14 protein-coding genes, 1 pseudogene and 1 other annotated feature are annotated in these 16,519 nt (G+C 47.6%); all 15 genes and pseudogenes read left to right on the forward strand.

The window, feature by feature from the left end; genetic code table 11:
* The gene (locus BBI15_RS00540; RefSeq protein ID WP_068871315.1) at nt 1-510 is read left to right on the forward strand and encodes an NYN domain-containing protein; all 510 of its coding nucleotides are present in this window, start codon (nt 1-3) and stop codon (nt 508-510) included.
* 113 nt (nt 511-623) lie between these two features.
* Entirely contained in the window at nt 624-1,232 is a 609-nt protein-coding gene (sigH, locus tag BBI15_RS00545) for an RNA polymerase sporulation sigma factor SigH (RefSeq protein ID WP_232787237.1), read from the forward strand.
* 69 nt (nt 1,233-1,301) lie between these two features.
* Nucleotides 1,302-1,448 carry a 50S ribosomal protein L33 gene (gene rpmG / locus BBI15_RS16210; protein WP_084632681.1) on the forward strand — a complete coding sequence of 49 codons (147 nt, stop codon included), beginning with the start codon at nt 1,302-1,304 and terminating at the stop codon, nt 1,446-1,448.
* Nucleotides 1,449-1,507: 59 nt separating this feature from the next.
* On the forward strand, nt 1,508-1,693 hold the full coding sequence (secE, locus tag BBI15_RS00550; RefSeq protein ID WP_068871319.1) for a preprotein translocase subunit SecE: 186 nt from the start codon (nt 1,508-1,510) through the stop codon (nt 1,691-1,693).
* A gap of 97 nt (nt 1,694-1,790) precedes the next feature.
* Nucleotides 1,791-2,323 (forward strand): annotated as a pseudogene (nusG, locus tag BBI15_RS00555) (transcription termination/antitermination protein NusG).
* 174 nt (nt 2,324-2,497) lie between these two features.
* A complete protein-coding gene (gene rplK / locus BBI15_RS00560) occupies nt 2,498-2,923 on the forward strand; it encodes a 50S ribosomal protein L11 (RefSeq protein ID WP_058382184.1) in 426 nt (141 codons plus the stop codon).
* A gap of 106 nt (nt 2,924-3,029) precedes the next feature.
* Complete coding sequence (rplA, locus tag BBI15_RS00565) at nt 3,030-3,728, forward strand: 50S ribosomal protein L1 (protein ID WP_068871321.1); 699 nt, start codon at nt 3,030-3,032, stop codon at nt 3,726-3,728.
* Between the two features lie 42 nt (nt 3,729-3,770).
* Nucleotides 3,771-3,921 (forward strand) — a sequence feature (ribosomal protein L10 leader region).
* Nucleotides 3,922-3,956: 35 nt separating this feature from the next.
* Nucleotides 3,957-4,457, forward strand: coding sequence for a 50S ribosomal protein L10 (gene rplJ / locus BBI15_RS00570; protein WP_068871323.1), 501 nt, complete (start codon nt 3,957-3,959; stop codon nt 4,455-4,457).
* Between the two features lie 55 nt (nt 4,458-4,512).
* Nucleotides 4,513-4,872, forward strand: a complete 360-nt coding sequence (rplL, locus tag BBI15_RS00575) for a 50S ribosomal protein L7/L12 (RefSeq protein ID WP_068871325.1) — start codon at nt 4,513-4,515, stop codon at nt 4,870-4,872.
* Nucleotides 4,873-4,986: 114 nt separating this feature from the next.
* Nucleotides 4,987-5,589, forward strand: a complete 603-nt coding sequence (locus BBI15_RS00580; protein ID WP_068871326.1) for a class I SAM-dependent methyltransferase — start codon at nt 4,987-4,989, stop codon at nt 5,587-5,589.
* Between the two features lie 215 nt (nt 5,590-5,804).
* Nucleotides 5,805-9,359 (forward strand): DNA-directed RNA polymerase subunit beta, encoded by a 3,555-nt coding sequence (rpoB, locus tag BBI15_RS00585; RefSeq protein ID WP_068871328.1) that lies wholly within the window; start codon nt 5,805-5,807, stop codon nt 9,357-9,359.
* Nucleotides 9,360-9,469: 110 nt separating this feature from the next.
* The gene (rpoC, locus tag BBI15_RS00590) at nt 9,470-13,075 is read left to right on the forward strand and encodes a DNA-directed RNA polymerase subunit beta' (protein ID WP_068871330.1); all 3,606 of its coding nucleotides are present in this window, start codon (nt 9,470-9,472) and stop codon (nt 13,073-13,075) included.
* Nucleotides 13,076-13,380: 305 nt separating this feature from the next.
* Nucleotides 13,381-13,800 carry a 30S ribosomal protein S12 gene (gene rpsL, locus BBI15_RS00595; protein WP_058382177.1) on the forward strand — a complete coding sequence of 140 codons (420 nt, stop codon included), beginning with the start codon at nt 13,381-13,383 and terminating at the stop codon, nt 13,798-13,800.
* 44 nt (nt 13,801-13,844) lie between these two features.
* Nucleotides 13,845-14,315, forward strand: coding sequence for a 30S ribosomal protein S7 (gene rpsG, locus BBI15_RS00600; protein ID WP_068489151.1), 471 nt, complete (start codon nt 13,845-13,847; stop codon nt 14,313-14,315).
* Nucleotides 14,316-14,365: 50 nt separating this feature from the next.
* Nucleotides 14,366-16,444: an elongation factor G gene (gene fusA, locus BBI15_RS00605; RefSeq protein ID WP_068871332.1), complete on the forward strand. Its 2,079-nt coding sequence runs from the start codon at nt 14,366-14,368 to the stop codon at nt 16,442-16,444.
* Nucleotides 16,445-16,519: the final 75 nt, after the last annotated feature.

A 16,519-nucleotide genomic window follows, 5' to 3' on the forward strand; every position in this document is an offset into this window, starting at 1 on the left:
ATGAATATCCTGCTGGTGGATGGCTATAACATCATTGGCGATTGGGAAGAACTGAAAGCGTTGAAAAAAGAACGCCTAGCGGATGCGCGCGACAAGCTGATCGAACGGATGGCCGAGTATCAAGGATTCAAAGGCTGGCGGGTAATCGTTGTGTTCGATGCCCATCTGGTGCCCGGCATCGAAGCCAAAAACCTCCACAGCGATGTGGAGGTCATCTTCACCCGGTCAAGCGAGACGGCCGATGAACGAATCGAGAAACTGGCGGCCAGCCTGAACAGCCGGCGTGACCAAATTTACGTGGCCACATCCGATTCAACCGAACAATGGGTTATTTTCGCCAAAGGGGCGTTGCGCATCTCTGCGCGCGAACTGGAAATCGAAATGGAGGAAATCGACAAGCGCATTGCCAAAAAAGTGCGGGAGATTCAAGAGCAACGTTCCATTTCCAAAATCCCGCTCAAGGGGGAAGTGGCAGAAATTTTTGAAAAATGGCGCCGCGGCCTTAAATGAACTGTTGACGCTCAAATTTTTCTTCCTGTATACTGGAAATATCGAGGCTCACCCAATCGGAGGGATCACCCGTGGAAAATTTTGAGCAAGTTCGCAACCGTAACTTTACTGAAATGGCAGATGAAGAACTTGTCGGTCTGGTCCATAGCGGCAATACGGAAGCCTTGGATTTTCTCATCACCAAGTTCCGTCCGTTTGTGCGGATGAAAGCCCGTTCCTATTTTCTCATTGGCGCAGATAAGGAAGACATCATCCAGGAAGGAATGATCGGCTTGTATAAAGCCATTCGCGACTTCAGGAGCGATAAATTGTCTTCATTCCGCGCATTCGCGGAGCTGTGCATCGTCCGCCAGATCATCACCGCGATCAAGACAGCCACCCGCCAAAAGCACATACCGCTAAATTCCTATGTCTCTCTTGATAAGCCAATTTATGATGAAGAGTCGGACAGGACATTGATGGATGTACTCGCCGGAAGCGGCGCGGATGATCCGGAAGAGCTGATGATCCACAATGAAGAATTCCGTTATATGGAAGGCAAAATGGATGAAGTCCTGAGCGAACTGGAACGGGAAGTACTGACGCTGTATCTCGATGGGCAGTCTTATCAGGAAATCTCTGAAAAGCTGGAGCGGCATGTAAAATCAATCGACAATGCCCTGCAGCGGGTCAAGCGGAAACTTGAGCGGCATTTGCAGGCGAGTGAAAGCCGGTCCTCGTAAGTACTATTGACAGCAAGTTTTTATGATGATACTCTTGAAAAAGCTGTAAAATAGAGCAAGGTGAGAAAAATGGCTAAAAAAATCGTGTTGAGCTGCTCGAAATGTGCTTCCCGTAACTATACGGTACCTGCGAAAGCGGATTCAAGCACACGTTTGGAACTCAAAAAATTCTGTGCTCACTGCAACGAGCATACCGTGCATAAACAGACGAAATAATCATGCTTTGAATGCCGGACGATATAGAGTGATTTTGAAATTCGGAGGTTTTTACGATAATGGGTAACATTGGCGATTTCTTTAAAAATGTCGTTTCGGAAATGAGAAAAGTCAGCTGGCCAAGACGCAAGGAATTGACGCGCTACACAATCGTCGTCCTGTCAACGGTCATCTTCATGGCTCTTTTCTTCGCATTGATCGATACCGGCATATCGGAATTATTCCGTTGGTTCCTGGCACTGTAACACAGTCATAAGAATAACGAAAAATAGCCCGTCATTCCATGGAACGGGTTTTTTCATTTGTATAAAAAGGAGGGATGGACGCTTAGTCCGCTCGAATATGGAGAAAAATTGGTATGTAGTCCATACGTATTCCGGTTACGAAAACAAGGTGAAAGCAAACCTGGAAAAGCGCGTAGAAACAATGGGAATGGAAGATTTGATCTTCCGCGTCATCATCCCTGAAGAACAGGAAACAGATTTCAAGGACGGCAAAAAACGCACGGTGATGCGCAAAACCTTCCCGGGTTACGTGCTTGTCGAATTGATCATGACGGATGAGTCCTGGTATGTCGTCCGCAACACGCCGGGTGTGACCGGTTTTATCGGTTCATCAGGCGGGGGGCGAAACCGACACCGCTTCTTGAAGAAGAAGTCGACTTCATCCTCAAGCAAATGGGCATGACCGAACGCAAAGTGGACATCGATTTTGCGGTCGCGGATACAGTCGAAGTCATGGAAGGGCCATTCGCCAACTTCCAAGGGAAAGTCGAAGAGATCGACGATACGAAAGGCAAGGTCAAAGTGTCGATCGACATCTTCGGACGCGAAACGAAAATGGAACTCGATTTCGAGCAGGTCCAAAAAGTATAACGAGCCCCCTTGCTATTTCTTTGCAATGGTGGTATCATTTCATAGGTCAGAGCTGCCAAAGGGCAAGATCTGTACAAACCAATTAATTCTATCAACGAAAATCAAGTTGACGGACAGATATGAGTGGGAGGGGCGACCCTATTACCACATCACGGACTTAAGGAGGTGTGTTTCGTGGCTAAAAAAGTAGTTAAAGTCGTAAAATTGCAGATCCCTGCAGCAAAAGCTAACCCGGCGCCGCCAGTAGGGCCAGCACTAGGTCAAGCAGGTGTCAACATCATGGGCTTCTGTAAAGAATTTAACGCGCGTACTGCTGAACAAGCAGGACTTATTATTCCGGTTGAGATTTCGGTATTTGAAGACCGTTCATTTACTTTCATTACGAAAACTCCGCCAGCTGCAGTTCTATTGAAGAAGGCAGCAGGTATTGAATCAGGTTCAGGCGAACCGAACCGCAATAAAGTAGCGACTGTGAAACGCGACCAAGTTCGCGAAATCGCAGAAACTAAAATGCCAGATCTAAATGCCGCTTCAGTTGAAGCTGCAATGTTGATGGTTGAAGGTACTGCTCGCAGCATGGGCATTACAATCGAAGACTAATTTCAAGAAGTTGTTTTTGGATGGGTTGCGCAGTTCAACGCGAACAGCGCAGCCCTTAATCGTGGGAGGTTCAATCCGTTAGACCACAACAAGGAGGACGTTTAAAATGGCTAAAACAGGCAAAAAGCTGCAAGATGCAGCAAAATTGATCGACCGTTCTAAGCTCTACGATGCACAAGAAGCTATCGAACTTGCGAAAAAAACAAGCACAGTTAACTTCGATGCTACTGTAGAAGTCGCTTTCCGCCTAGGAATCGACACGCGTAAAAACGACCAGCAAATCCGCGGGGCAGTCGTGCTTCCAAACGGTACTGGTAAAACTCAAAGCGTTTTGGTTTTCGCTAAAGGTGACAAACTGAAAGAAGCTGAAGAAGCAGGAGCTGACTACGTTGGCGATGCTGAGTACATCCAAAAAATCCAACAAGGCTGGTTCGATTTCGACGTAATCGTCGCAACTCCGGACATGATGGGCGAAGTTGGTAAACTTGGGCGCGTTCTTGGACCAAAAGGTTTGATGCCAAACCCGAAAACAGGAACTGTTACATTTGATGTAGCGAAAGCTGTTCAAGAAATCAAAGCTGGTAAAGTGGAATACCGTGCTGACAAAGCCGGAATCATCCACGCGCCAATCGGCAAAGTGTCTTTCGAAGACAACAAACTTGCTGAAAACTTGCAAGCGATCTATGACGTGGTCTTGAAAGCGAAGCCATCTGCTGCTAAAGGCACGTACATGAAATCACTAAACGTAACGACTACTATGGGACCTGCTGTCAAAGTGGACCCTGCAAAAGTAGCAGTTAAATAAAATATTGACATTCTTTCGCAACTTCGTTATACTGGCGAAGTTGTGAAATAACCATTTGTACCGCAGACAGCAGGGGCGGCTTGCCGCTTAATGAATCCCTGCCGAGGACATGATGAATTCAGATTCCATCTTAATTGATGCTGATTTTATGCCTCTGTGTCTGCACTGGACCAGAGGCTTTTCTTATGGACGGACGGTATGAATGACAAATCTATAGGAGGTGCCCACATGAGCAAAGCAATTGAAACGAAAAAAGTTGTTGTGCAAACAATCGCTGACAAATTCGACGCTGCAGCATCTGTTGTCGTTGTTGATTACCGCGGATTGAACGTTGCCCAACTTACAGAACTTCGTAAACAGCTTCGTGAGGAAGGCATCGAGTTTAAAGTTTACAAAAACTCCATGACTCGCCGCGCGACAGAAGTTCACGGCCTTGAAGCGATCAACGAACACTTCACAGGACCGAACGCTATCGCATTCTCGAACGAAGACGTCGTTGCTCCTGCGCGAATCATTAACAACTTCGCAAAAGACAACGAAGCACTAGAAATCAAAGCCGGTATCATCGAAGGCAATGTTGCATCTGCAGATGAAATGAAAGCTCTTGCTGAACTTCCATCACGCGATGGCCTATTGTCTATGCTACTCAGCGTACTACAGGCTCCAGTCCGCAACTTCGCTGCTACAACCAAAGCAGTTGCAGACCAAAAAGAAGAACAGGGCGCTTAATCTCTTAGCATCCTGAGCATCACCAAAAAATTACCTATCATAGGAGGAAATTATAATGACACAAGAACAAATTCTAGACGCAATCAAAGAAATGACAGTTCTTCAACTTAACGACCTAGTAAAAGCAATCGAAGACGAGTTCGGCGTAACTGCTGCTGCTCCAGTTGCTGCAGCTGCTGCTGGTGGCGCTGCTGAAGCAGAGCAAACTGAATTCGACGTAGTCCTAGCTTCTGCTGGCGACCAAAAAATCAAAGTCATCAAAGTCGTTCGCGAAGTTACAGGTCTTGGCCTGAAAGAAGCGAAAGGTCTTGTTGACGAAGCTCCTAAAGCTCTTAAAGAAGGCGCATCTAAAGAAGAAGCTGAAGAAATCAAAGCTAAACTCGAAGAAGTTGGCGCTTCTGTAGAATTCAAATAAGATAATTTCACAATAAGAAAGAAAGCTCGTCAGTATTTACCGACGGGCTTTTTCTTCTTTTTAAATTCAATCCGGCGAGAACTTTGTGATTGTATGATAGAAGGAGGGCTCCGTATGTCCCAGCATTATTATTCCAAAAATCCTCAAACTAAAAGCAAACCCCAAGAGTGGACCTACACATTGCGGGGCGAGACGTTCCGGTTTCAAACGGATTCAGGCGTTTTCAGCAAAAATGATGTCGACTTCGGTTCGCGGCTATTGATTGAGGCGTTTGATGAACCAGTTATAGAAGGGCCTATCCTCGATGTAGGCTGCGGGTATGGACCGATCGGAATGGCTATCGCCAAAGCATTTCCACAAAGGCATGTGCACATGGTGGACATTAACGCCAGAGCCATTGAACTCGCACAAAAAAACACCGTCGTGAACGGCGTAGAAAATGTTTCGGTCTATGAAAGTGATGGGCTGTCGAATGTTAAGCAGGAAGGGTTCGGCGCTATCCTGACAAACCCGCCGATCCGGGCGGGAAAAGAAACGATTTTCCGTTTCTACGAGGAAGCATACGCGAAACTCGCGGATTCAGGGTCGTTATGGGTTGTCATCCAGAAAAAACAAGGTGCCCCTTCGACGCAGGAGAAATTACAGGGGTTGTTCGGCAACGTCCGGGTAGCCGATAAGAAGAAAGGTTACTTTATTTTCGAGGCCAGAAAAGTTTGACTTGACAAAATGCCTGTGATATTATAATGAAATGCAAAAATATTATTTTGAGGTCGTTTGCCCTTTTTCGGGCAGAGCATGACGGCCGATCTTTACATGTGTAAACCGAAAATGAGCTCATATGCGGTCTCGTTTTCTTTTTGTCTTTTCGATATCATACACTATTTTACAGATATCGCAAAGTCCTATAATCGTTTTATTGAGGGGTGAATAAGTTGACAGGTCAACTAGTTCAGTACGGTCAGCATCGTCAACGCAGAAGTTTTTCGAGAATCAGTGAAGTTCTAGATCTCCCGAATCTGATTGAGATCCAATCGTCTTCTTACGAATGGTTCTTAGAAGAAGGGCTTCGTGAAATGTTCCGCGACATTTCACCAATCGAAGATTTCACAGGGAACCTTTCCTTGGAATTCGTCGACTACAGCCTAGCGGATCCTAAGTACCCGGTTGATGAATCGAAAGAACGGGACGTCACTTACGCAGCGCCACTGCGTGTAAAAGTGCGCCTTCACAACAAAGAAACGGATGAAGTGAAAGAACAGGACGTCTTCATGGGTGACTTCCCATTGATGACAGAAACTGGAACTTTTGTCATCAATGGCGCTGAACGCGTCATCGTTTCGCAATTAGTACGCTCACCAAGCGTCTATTTCCACGACAAGACAGATAAAAACGGCAAACGTGGTTTTGGTGCCACTGTCATTCCAAACCGTGGTGCATGGCTTGAATATGAAACCGATGCAAAAGATGTCGTATACGTACGCATCGACCGCACCCGCAAATTGCCTGTGACGGTTCTTTTGCGTGCGCTAGGCTTTGGTTCCGACCAGGAAATCATTGACTTGCTCGGCGATAACGAGTATTTGCAGAACACATTGGAAAAAGACAATACTGAAAACACGGAGAAAGCGCTTCTTGAGATTTATGAGCGCCTACGCCCTGGAGAGCCACCGACAGTAGAAAGCGCAAAGAGCTTGCTCTACTCGCGTTTCTTCGACCCAAAACGCTACGATTTGGCGAATGTCGGCCGCTACAAGATGAACAAAAAGCTTCATATTAAAAACCGCTTGTTCAATCAGACGATTGCAGAAACGCTTGTCGATCCTGAAACGGGCGAAATTTTAGTAGAAGCTGGAACTGTTATTGACCGCCGTGTCCTTGACCGCCTGATCCCTAATCTGGAAAATGGAGTCGGTTTCCATACCGTTTCCCAAGCTGGAGGCGTGCTTGAAGACGACGTGACACTCCAATCCATTAAAATCTATGCGCCGAATGACGATGAACAAAAAGAAATTACCGTCATCAGCAATGCATATATCGAAGACAAGATCAAAAACGTAACGCCTGCAGATATCATCTCGTCTATCAGCTATTTCTTCAACTTGCTGCATGGCGTCGGCAATACAGATGATATCGACCACCTTGGTAACCGCCGTTTGCGTTCAGTTGGCGAACTTCTGCAGAATCAATTCCGTATCGGCTTGTCCCGTATGGAACGTGTTGTGCGCGAGCGTATGTCAATTAATGACACGCAATCGATCGTACCTCAGCAATTGATCAATATCCGCCCGGTTATTGCATCGATTAAAGAGTTCTTCGGCAGCTCCCAGTTGTCGCAGTTCATGGACCAAACGAACCCGCTTGCTGAATTGACGCATAAACGCCGTCTATCTGCGCTTGGGCCCGGTGGTTTGACGCGTGAGCGCGCCGGTTTTGAAGTGCGTGACGTTCACTACTCCCACTATGGCCGCATGTGCCCGATCGAAACGCCTGAGGGCCCGAACATCGGCTTGATCAACACGCTTTCAACATTTGCGAAAGTGAATAAATTCGGATTCATCGAAACACCTTATCGCCGCGTCGATCCGGAGACGAATAAAGTCACCGACCAGATCGATTATCTAACGGCTGATGAAGAAGACAACTATGTCGTCGCACAGGCGAACTCACGCTTGAATGAAGACGGATCGTTTGTCGAAGAAGAAGTCGTTGCACGCTTCCGCGGTGAGAACACCGTCTACAGCCGCTCGAGCATCGATTATATGGACGTTTCTCCAAAACAAGTCGTGTCGGTTGCGACTGCTTGTATCCCGTTCCTTGAAAACGATGACTCCAACCGTGCGTTGATGGGAGCGAACATGCAGCGTCAAGCTGTGCCTCTATTGAATCCGGAAGCTCCATTTGTCGGAACCGGCATGGAACATTTAGCTGCACGTGATTCCGGTGCTGCCGTGATCGCGAAGTATGGCGGAATTGTCGAATACGTGGAGGCAAAAGAGATCCGCGTTCGCCGCATCGAAAACGTAGAAGGCAATGAAGTCAAAGGCGATGTGGATACGTACCGCCTGCAAAAATTCATCCGTTCGAACCAAGGTACCAGCTACAACCAGCGCCCGATTGTCAAAGTCGGCGACCGCGTAGAAAAACGCGATATCCTGGCTGATGGCCCTTCAATGGAACGCGGTGAAATGGCGCTTGGCCGTAACGTGCTTGTCGGATTCATGACTTGGGACGGCTTTAACTATGAGGATGCGATCATCATGAGTGAGCGCCTCGTCAAAGATGACGTCTACACGTCGATCCATATCGAAGAATACGAATCAGATTCCCGTGATACAAAGCTCGGGCCTGAAGAAATCACGCGTGATATCCCGAACGTCGGCGAAGATGCTCTACGCAACTTGGACGACCGCGGCATTATCCGTGTCGGTGCTGAAGTGAAAGATGGCGACATCCTGGTCGGTAAAGTAACGCCTAAAGGGGTTACAGAACTGACAGCAGAAGAACGCCTGCTTCATGCAATCTTCGGTGAAAAAGCGCGTGAAGTTCGCGATACTTCCTTGCGTGTGCCTCACGGTGCAGGCGGGATCGTGCTTGATGTGAAAATCTTCAACCGCGAAGATGGCGATGAATTGCCGCCGGGCGTGAATCAATTGGTCCGTGCTTATATTGTCCAAAAACGGAAAATCTCCGTCGGGGACAAGATGGCCGGACGCCACGGGAACAAAGGTGTTATCTCCCGCATCTTGCCGGAAGAAGATATGCCGTTCATGCCGGATGGCACGCCGATCGATATCATGTTGAACCCGCTTGGTGTTCCTTCCCGTATGAACATCGGGCAGGTGCTTGAACTTCACTTGGGCATGGCTTCCCGTTCTCTTGGCCTTCACATGGCTTCATCGGTATTCGATGGCGCGAATGAAGAAGATGTCTGGGAAACGATGGAAGAAGCCGGAATGCCGCGCGACGGAAAAACCATCCTTTATGATGGCCGCTCCGGTGAGCCATTCGACAACCGCGTATCTGTCGGGATCATGTACATGATCAAACTGGCACACATGGTTGACGATAAACTCCATGCACGTTCAACCGGGCCATACTCGCTCGTTACACAGCAGCCACTTGGCGGTAAAGCGCAATTTGGCGGTCAGCGTTTCGGGGAGATGGAAGTTTGGGCACTTGAAGCATACGGTGCTGCGCATACCCTCCAGGAAATCTTGACGGTGAAATCAGATGACGTGGTCGGCCGTGTGAAAACGTATGAAGCTATTGTCAAAGGCGAAAGTGTTCCAGAACCAAGCGTTCCGGAATCATTCAAAGTATTGATCAAAGAGCTTCAGAGTTTGGGTATGGACGTCAAAATGCTCACAATCGACGATGAAGAAATCGAATTGCGCGATTTGGATGAAGAAGACGATCTTCAACCTGCAGATTCACTGAACATCTTGCCAATCGCTGACGAAGAATCACCAGTAGGCACGATTGAATAACGTATATATAGAAGAAACCGTCCGGCACAGCGCCGGGCGGAAACTTATCGATTCAGCCATAAACGAGGAAGAGCCGTACAGAAACTCGAGACAAAAGGGAGGTAGGCTCCTTGATAGATGTAAATAATTTTGAGTATATGAAAATCGGATTGGCATCACCCGATAAAATTCGCTCATGGTCCTATGGGGAAGTCAAGAAACCAGAAACAATCAACTACCGTACGTTAAAGCCTGAAAAAGACGGTTTGTTCTGTGAACGTATTTTCGGTCCTACAAAAGATTGGGAATGCCATTGCGGAAAATACAAACGCGTCCGTTATAAAGGCGTAGTCTGTGACCGCTGTGGCGTAGAAGTGACCCGTTCAAAAGTGCGCCGTGAGCGCATGGGCCATATCGAGCTTGCAGCACCGGTTTCCCATATTTGGTATTTTAAAGGAATCCCTAGCCGCATGGGCCTTATCTTGGATATGTCCCCGCGTTCTTTGGAAGAAGTTATCTACTTCGCTTCGTATGTAGTGATCGACCCGGCAGATACGCCGCTCGAGAAAAAACAACTTCTTTCCGAAAAAGAATATCGCGCATACCGCGATAAATTCGGCAAGAAATTCCAAGCTGCAATGGGTGCTGAAGCGATCAAACGTTTGCTTCAGGAAATTGACTTGGAGCGCGAAACCGATGCATTGAAGGAAGAACTTAAATCTGCTCAAGGCCAGCGCCGCACACGTGCGATCAAACGCCTTGAAGTAGTTGAGTCTTTCCGCAACTCCGGCAACAACCCGGACTGGATGATCTTGGACGTCCTTCCGGTTATCCCGCCGGAATTGCGTCCGATGGTTCAGCTTGACGGCGGCCGTTTTGCGACTTCTGATTTGAACGACCTTTACCGCCGTGTCATCAACCGCAACAACCGCCTCAAGCGTTTGCTTGACCTTGGTGCGCCAAGCATCATCGTCCAGAACGAAAAACGCATGCTTCAAGAAGCGGTCGATGCGTTGATCGACAATGGCCGTCGCGGCCGTCCGGTTACAGGACCTGGTAACCGTCCGTTGAAATCTCTTTCTCACATGTTGAAAGGGAAACAAGGACGCTTCCGCCAGAACTTGCTCGGAAAACGTGTCGATTATTCCGGACGTTCTGTAATCGTCGTCGGCCCGAACTTGAAGATGTATCAATGCGGCCTGCCGAAGGGCATGGCGATTGAACTCTTTAAGCCGTTCGTCATGAAAGAATTGGTTGAACGTGGGCTTGCTCATAACATCAAGAGCGCGAAGCGTAAAATCGAGCGTCTCCATTCGGAAGTTTGGGACGTACTGGAAGATGTCATCAAGGAGCATCCGGTTCTCTTGAACCGCGCACCGACGCTTCACCGACTCGGTATCCAAGCGTTTGAGCCGACACTCGTTGAAGGCAAGGCCATCCGCCTTCACCCGCTCGTTTGTACAGCTTATAACGCTGACTTTGATGGTGACCAAATGGCTGTTCACGTACCGCTTTCGTCTGAAGCACAAGCGGAAGCCCGTCTTCTTATGCTAGCAGCGCAGAACATCTTGAACCCGAAAGACGGAAAACCGGTCGTAACGCCTTCTCAGGATATGGTTCTTGGAAACTACTACTTGACGCTTGAGCGCAAAGGCGCAACAGGCGAAGGGGCTACGTTCTCCGGTCCTGAAGAAGTTTTGATTGCCTATCAAACTGGGCATGTGCATTTGCACACGCGCATTGCCGTTCAGGCAAATTCCGTCAATAACCCAACGTTTACGGAAGAACAAAACAAAATGCTTCTTTTGACTACGGTCGGGAAAGTCATTTTCAATGAAATTCTTCCGAAATCGTTCCCTTATATCAATGAACCGACCGATTACAACTTGCAAGTGGAAACGCCAGCGAAATACTTCGTCCCAACAACGACGGATGTCCGCAAGCATATCCAGGAGTCAGAACTTGTAACGCCGTTCAAGAAGAAAATCCTTGGTGAAATCATCGCAGAAGTGTTCAAACGTTTCCATATTACGGAAACTTCCCGTATGCTTGACCGCATGAAGAGCCTTGGATTCAAATATTCGACACAAGCCGGCATCACGGTTGGTGTGGCGGATATCGTCGTCTTGCCTGACAAAGGTGAAATCTTAGTCGAAGCTCAAAACAATGTAGATAAAGTGATGAAGCAGTTCCGCCGTGGATTGATTACGGAAGAAGAGCGCTACACACGCGTTATCTCGTATTGGAGCAACGCAAAAGATATCATCCAGGAAAAACTGATGGCATCCCTTGATACGCTTAACCCGATTTATATGATGAGTGATTCCGGAGCGCGTGGTAACGCGTCCAACTTCACGCAGCTTGCGGGTATGCGCGGACTCATGGCCAACCCGGCCGGCCGCATCATCGAACTTCCGATCAAATCTTCCTTCCGTGAAGGTCTGACGGTACTCGAATACTTCATCTCGACTCACGGTGCACGTAAAGGCCTTGCCGATACAGCGCTGAAAACCGCTGACTCCGGTTACTTGACTCGCCGTCTTGTCGATGTTGCACAAGATGCGATTGTCCGTGAAAATGATTGCGGAACTGACCGTGGCCTGCTTGTTGGCGCCCTCATGGAAGGCACGGAAGTTATCGAAGAACTGGAAGAACGGATCATCGGCCGCCATGCGAAGAAGACGATTCGCCATCCGGAAACAAAAGAAGTCATTGTGGAAAGAGACGCACTCATCACTCAAGACCTGGCCCGCCTCGTAGTGGAAGCCGGAATTGAAGAAGTGACGATCCGCTCTGCCTTCACATGTAATACAAAACACGGCATTTGCAAAAAATGCTACGGTACGAACCTTGCTACAGGCGACGAAGTGGAAGTTGGCGAAGCAGTCGGAATCATCGCTGCCCAGTCCATCGGTGAGCCAGGTACACAGCTCACGATGCGTACATTCCACACAGGCGGCGTAGCAGGAGACGATATCACACAAGGTTTGCCGCGTATCCAGGAAATCTTCGAATCCAGAAATCCGAAAGGGCAAGCCGTCATTTCTGAAATCACCGGTACCATTACCGAGATTGATGAAATCCGTGAAGGCCAGAAGGAAATCACGATTCAAGGCGATGTGGAAACACGCAAATACTTGGCACCTTATAATGCTCGCTTGAAAGTCCAAGTAGATGATACGATCAAGCGCGGTGAAGTGCTGACGGACGGTTCTATCGATCCGAAGCAATTGCTTCAGGTCAAGGAAGTTCAATCTGTCCAGTTGTATCTATTGAAAGAAGTTCAAAAAGTTTACCGCATGCAAGGGGTAGAAATCGGCGATAAGCACGTTGAAGTTATGGTCCGTCAAATGTTCCGTAAAGTTCGCGTCATTGAAGCCGGAGATACCGACTTGCTGCCAGGCTCCCTTCTTGATATTCATCAGTTCACAGAAGCGAACGAAAAAGCAGTCCTTGCCGGCAATATGCCAGCAACTAGCCGACCTGTCATCCTTGGGATCACGAAAGCTTCCCTCGAAACAGAATCGTTCTTGTCTGCTGCGTCCTTCCAAGAAACGACACGTGTCCTTACCGATGCGGCGATCAAAGGAAAACGCGACGAGCTTCTCGGGCTTAAAGAGAATGTCATCATCGGGAAATTGGTTCCTGCAGGTACTGGCATGCAACGCTACCGCCAGATCGAAATCGAGCAAAGCGAAAAAGCCGAGCAAGAAGAGATTGTCGGAAGCGAATCATAAGCTAGAAAAACAAATCCCGGAAGAGCATCCAGCTCTCCGGGATTTTTTTTGGAATTCCAGTTGACAGTTGCAGTTAAGGAATGATAGTATATTAAAGGTTGATGATTATCGATCTCTGCATGTCAGGAGCATGATCGTCAGGTACTAAGCAAAACAGTAAAAGCATTCAGCTTTTCTGGATGCAGCCATGATGGCATTACTGGATACCGGTTTTTGTGTGAAATCACAAAGACTTTGTTTTTTACCCAAAAATGAACCACCTGGATATGTGGTATTAGAACACCTTTTGAGAGGAGGAAAAATCGATGCCTACAATTAACCAATTGGTTAACAAGCCTCGTAAACCGAAAAGCACTAAATCAGACTCACCAGCGTTGAACAAGGGGTATAACAGCTTCAAAAAGTCACAGACTAACTTGAGCTCTCCGCAAAAACGCGGCGTCTGCACACGTGTTGGAACGATGACACCAAAGAAACCAAACTCCGCATTGCGTAAATACGCGCGTGTACGTTTGACAAACCAAATTGAGGTCAACGCATATATCGGCGGTGAAGGCCACAACCTTCAAGAGCACAGTGTTGTTCTTATCCGCGGCGGTCGCGTAAAAGACCTTCCGGGTGTACGTTACCATGTTGTACGCGGCGCACTTGATACTGCTGGAGTAAACGGCCGTATGCAAGGACGCTCTAAATATGGAACAAAACGCCCTAAAGCAAAAAAATAATAACAATGAATTAACGATAGTTTTCGTTGAAAGGAGGAACATACATGCCTCGTAAAGGTCCTGTAGCTAAACGTGACGTGTTGCCAGATCCGATTTATAGTTCGAAATTGGTAACTCGTTTGATTAACAAAATGATGGTCGACGGAAAAAGAGGTACTTCTCAAAAGATCCTCTACGGTGCGTTCGAACTAATTAAAGAACGCAGCGGGAAAGATCCGATCGAAGTATTCGAACAAGCTTTGGAAAACATCATGCCGGTTCTTGAAGTTCGCGCTCGCCGCGTTGGTGGTGCCAACTACCAAGTACCAGTTGAAGTTCGTCCAGAACGCCGTACGACTCTTGGACTTCGCTACCTAGTGAACTACTCACGTCTTCGTGGGGAGAAAACGATGGAAGAGCGTCTAGCTAACGAAATCCTAGATGCAGCCAACAACACTGGTGCTTCCGTTAAAAAACGCGAAGATATCCACAAAATGGCAGAAGCCAACAAAGCATTTGCTCATTACCGCTGGTAATTTCTTGCGAAACTTAAAATCTTATTTCAAGACGGAAGGAGAAAGACCATATGCCTAGAGAGTTCTCCTTAGACCATACACGTAATATCGGAATCATGGCTCACATCGATGCCGGTAAAACGACTACTACGGAGCGTATTTTGTATTACACAGGCCGTATCCACAAAATCGGCGAAACGCACGAAGGTGCTTCTCAAATGGACTGGATGGAGCAGGAGCAAGAGCGTGGAATCACGATCACATCTGCTGCGACAACAGCTGCATGGGAAGGCCACCGCGTAAACATCATCGATACTCCAGGACACGTAGACTTCACGGTTGAAGTTGAACGTTCATTGCGCGTACTTGATGGTGCTGTTACGGTTCTTGATGCCCAATCAGGCGTTGAGCCGCAAACAGAAACTGTATGGCGTCAAGCGACAACATATGGGGTTCCTCGTATCGTATTCATCAACAAGATGGATAAAATCGGTGCAGACTTCCTGTATTCAGTAGGCACTCTTCATGATCGCCTGCAAGCTAACGCACACCCGATTCAATTGCCAATCGGCGCAGAAGATGAGTTCTCAGGGATCATTGACCTTGTAAACATGAACGCACGTTTCTACGCAAACGATTTGGGAACTGAAATCACTGAAGGGGAAATTCCTGAAGAGTATAAAGAGCAAGCGGAAGAATACCACACGAAATTGGTAGAAGCAGTCGCTGAGCTTGATGAAGACTTGATGGAAAAATACCTTGGCGGCGAAGAACTTACTGTTGACGAACTTAAAGCTGCAATCCGTAAAGGAACGCTTGACGTTGAGTTCTACCCAGTAGTTTGCGGAACTGCTTTCAAAAACAAAGGTGTTCAATTGATGCTCGACGCAGTAATTGACTACCTTCCATCTCCACTAGACGTTCCGCCAATGACAGCGGTCCGTCCGGATTCAGACGAAGAAGTATTGCGTAAAGCATCTGAAGACGAGCCTTTCTCTGCTCTGGCATTTAAAGTAATGACAGACCCATATGTAGGGAAATTGACGTTCTTCCGTGTTTATTCCGGTACTTTGAAATCTGGTTCATACGTTCAGAACTCTTCTAAAGGCAAGCGTGAGCGCGTAGGACGTATCCTGCAAATGCACGCAAACTCCCGTGAAGAGATCGCTGAAGTATATTGCGGAGACATCGCTGCTGCGATCGGCCTGAAAGATACTTCAACAGGTGATACGCTATGCGACGAAAAAGACCAAGTAATTCTTGAGCGCATGGTCTTCCCGGAACCGGTTATCTCACTTTCAGTAGAGCCGAAATCCAAAGCGGACCAGGACAAGATGGGCCAAGCCCTTGCGAAATTGCAAGAAGAAGACCCGACTTTCCGTGCGCACACAGATCAGGAAACTGGTCAAACGATTATCGCTGGTATGGGTGAACTTCACCTTGATATCCTCGTTGACCGTATGAAACGTGAATTCAACGTTGAAGCAAATGTCGGAGCTCCTCAGGTATCTTACCGTGAGACATTCCGCCAGTCTGCAAAAGTTGAAGGTAAGTTCGTACGTCAATCCGGTGGCCGTGGTCAGTTCGGACACGTTTGGATCGAATTCGCTCCAAACGAAGAAGGCGCTGGCTTTGAATTCGAAAATGCGATTGTCGGCGGTGTTGTTCCACGTGAATACATCCCAGCAGTTGAAGCGGGTCTTCGCGACTCTCTTGATAACGGTGTTGTTGCCGGTTATCCATTGATCGACATTAAAGCGAAATTGTTCGACGGATCTTACCATGATGTTGACTCCAACGAGATGGCATTTAAAGTAGCCGCTTCTATGGCACTGAAAAACGCTGTATCGAAAGTTAACCCGGTAATCCTTGAGCCGATCATGAAAGTTGAAATTGTAATCCCTGAGGAATACCTTGGCGACATCATGGGTGACGTTACGTCTCGCCGTGGACGCGTAGAAGGTATGGATGCTCGCGGTAACGCGCAAGTGGTCCGTGCAATGGTTCCACTTTCTGAAATGTTCGGTTATGCAACAAACTTGCGTTCGAACACGCAAGGACGCGGTGTGTTCTCTATGCACTTCGACCACTACGAAGAAGTGCCGAAATCCATCGCTGAAGAAATTATCAAGAAAAATAAAGGCCAATAATTGAATTTTGACCTTTAATCAAGTATAAATAGTTTGTATGCCCAATCTGCAGCTTGCTGCATGTTGGGTACTCAA

It is taken from the genome of Planococcus plakortidis, assembly GCF_001687605.2.
Lineage (GTDB): Bacteria > Bacillota > Bacilli > Bacillales_A > Planococcaceae > Planococcus > Planococcus plakortidis.

What these genes read in the sequence shown, in the direction of transcription:
- BBI15_RS00540 (WP_068871315.1), top strand. Translation starts at nt 1, where the DNA reads ATGAATATCCTGCTGGTGGATGGCTATAACATCATTGGCGATTGGGAA.
- sigH (WP_232787237.1), top strand. Translation starts at nt 624, where the DNA reads ATGGCAGATGAAGAACTTGTCGGTCTGGTCCATAGCGGCAATACGGAA.
- rpmG (WP_084632681.1), top strand. Translation starts at nt 1,302, where the DNA reads ATGGCTAAAAAAATCGTGTTGAGCTGCTCGAAATGTGCTTCCCGTAAC.
- secE (WP_068871319.1), top strand. Translation starts at nt 1,508, where the DNA reads ATGGGTAACATTGGCGATTTCTTTAAAAATGTCGTTTCGGAAATGAGA.
- rplA (WP_068871321.1), top strand. Translation starts at nt 3,030, where the DNA reads ATGGCTAAAACAGGCAAAAAGCTGCAAGATGCAGCAAAATTGATCGAC.
- rplJ (WP_068871323.1), top strand. Translation starts at nt 3,957, where the DNA reads ATGAGCAAAGCAATTGAAACGAAAAAAGTTGTTGTGCAAACAATCGCT.
- rplL (WP_068871325.1), top strand. Translation starts at nt 4,513, where the DNA reads ATGACACAAGAACAAATTCTAGACGCAATCAAAGAAATGACAGTTCTT.
- BBI15_RS00580 (WP_068871326.1), top strand. Translation starts at nt 4,987, where the DNA reads ATGTCCCAGCATTATTATTCCAAAAATCCTCAAACTAAAAGCAAACCC.
- rpsL (WP_058382177.1), top strand. Translation starts at nt 13,381, where the DNA reads ATGCCTACAATTAACCAATTGGTTAACAAGCCTCGTAAACCGAAAAGC.
- rpsG (WP_068489151.1), top strand. Translation starts at nt 13,845, where the DNA reads ATGCCTCGTAAAGGTCCTGTAGCTAAACGTGACGTGTTGCCAGATCCG.
- fusA (WP_068871332.1), top strand. Translation starts at nt 14,366, where the DNA reads ATGCCTAGAGAGTTCTCCTTAGACCATACACGTAATATCGGAATCATG.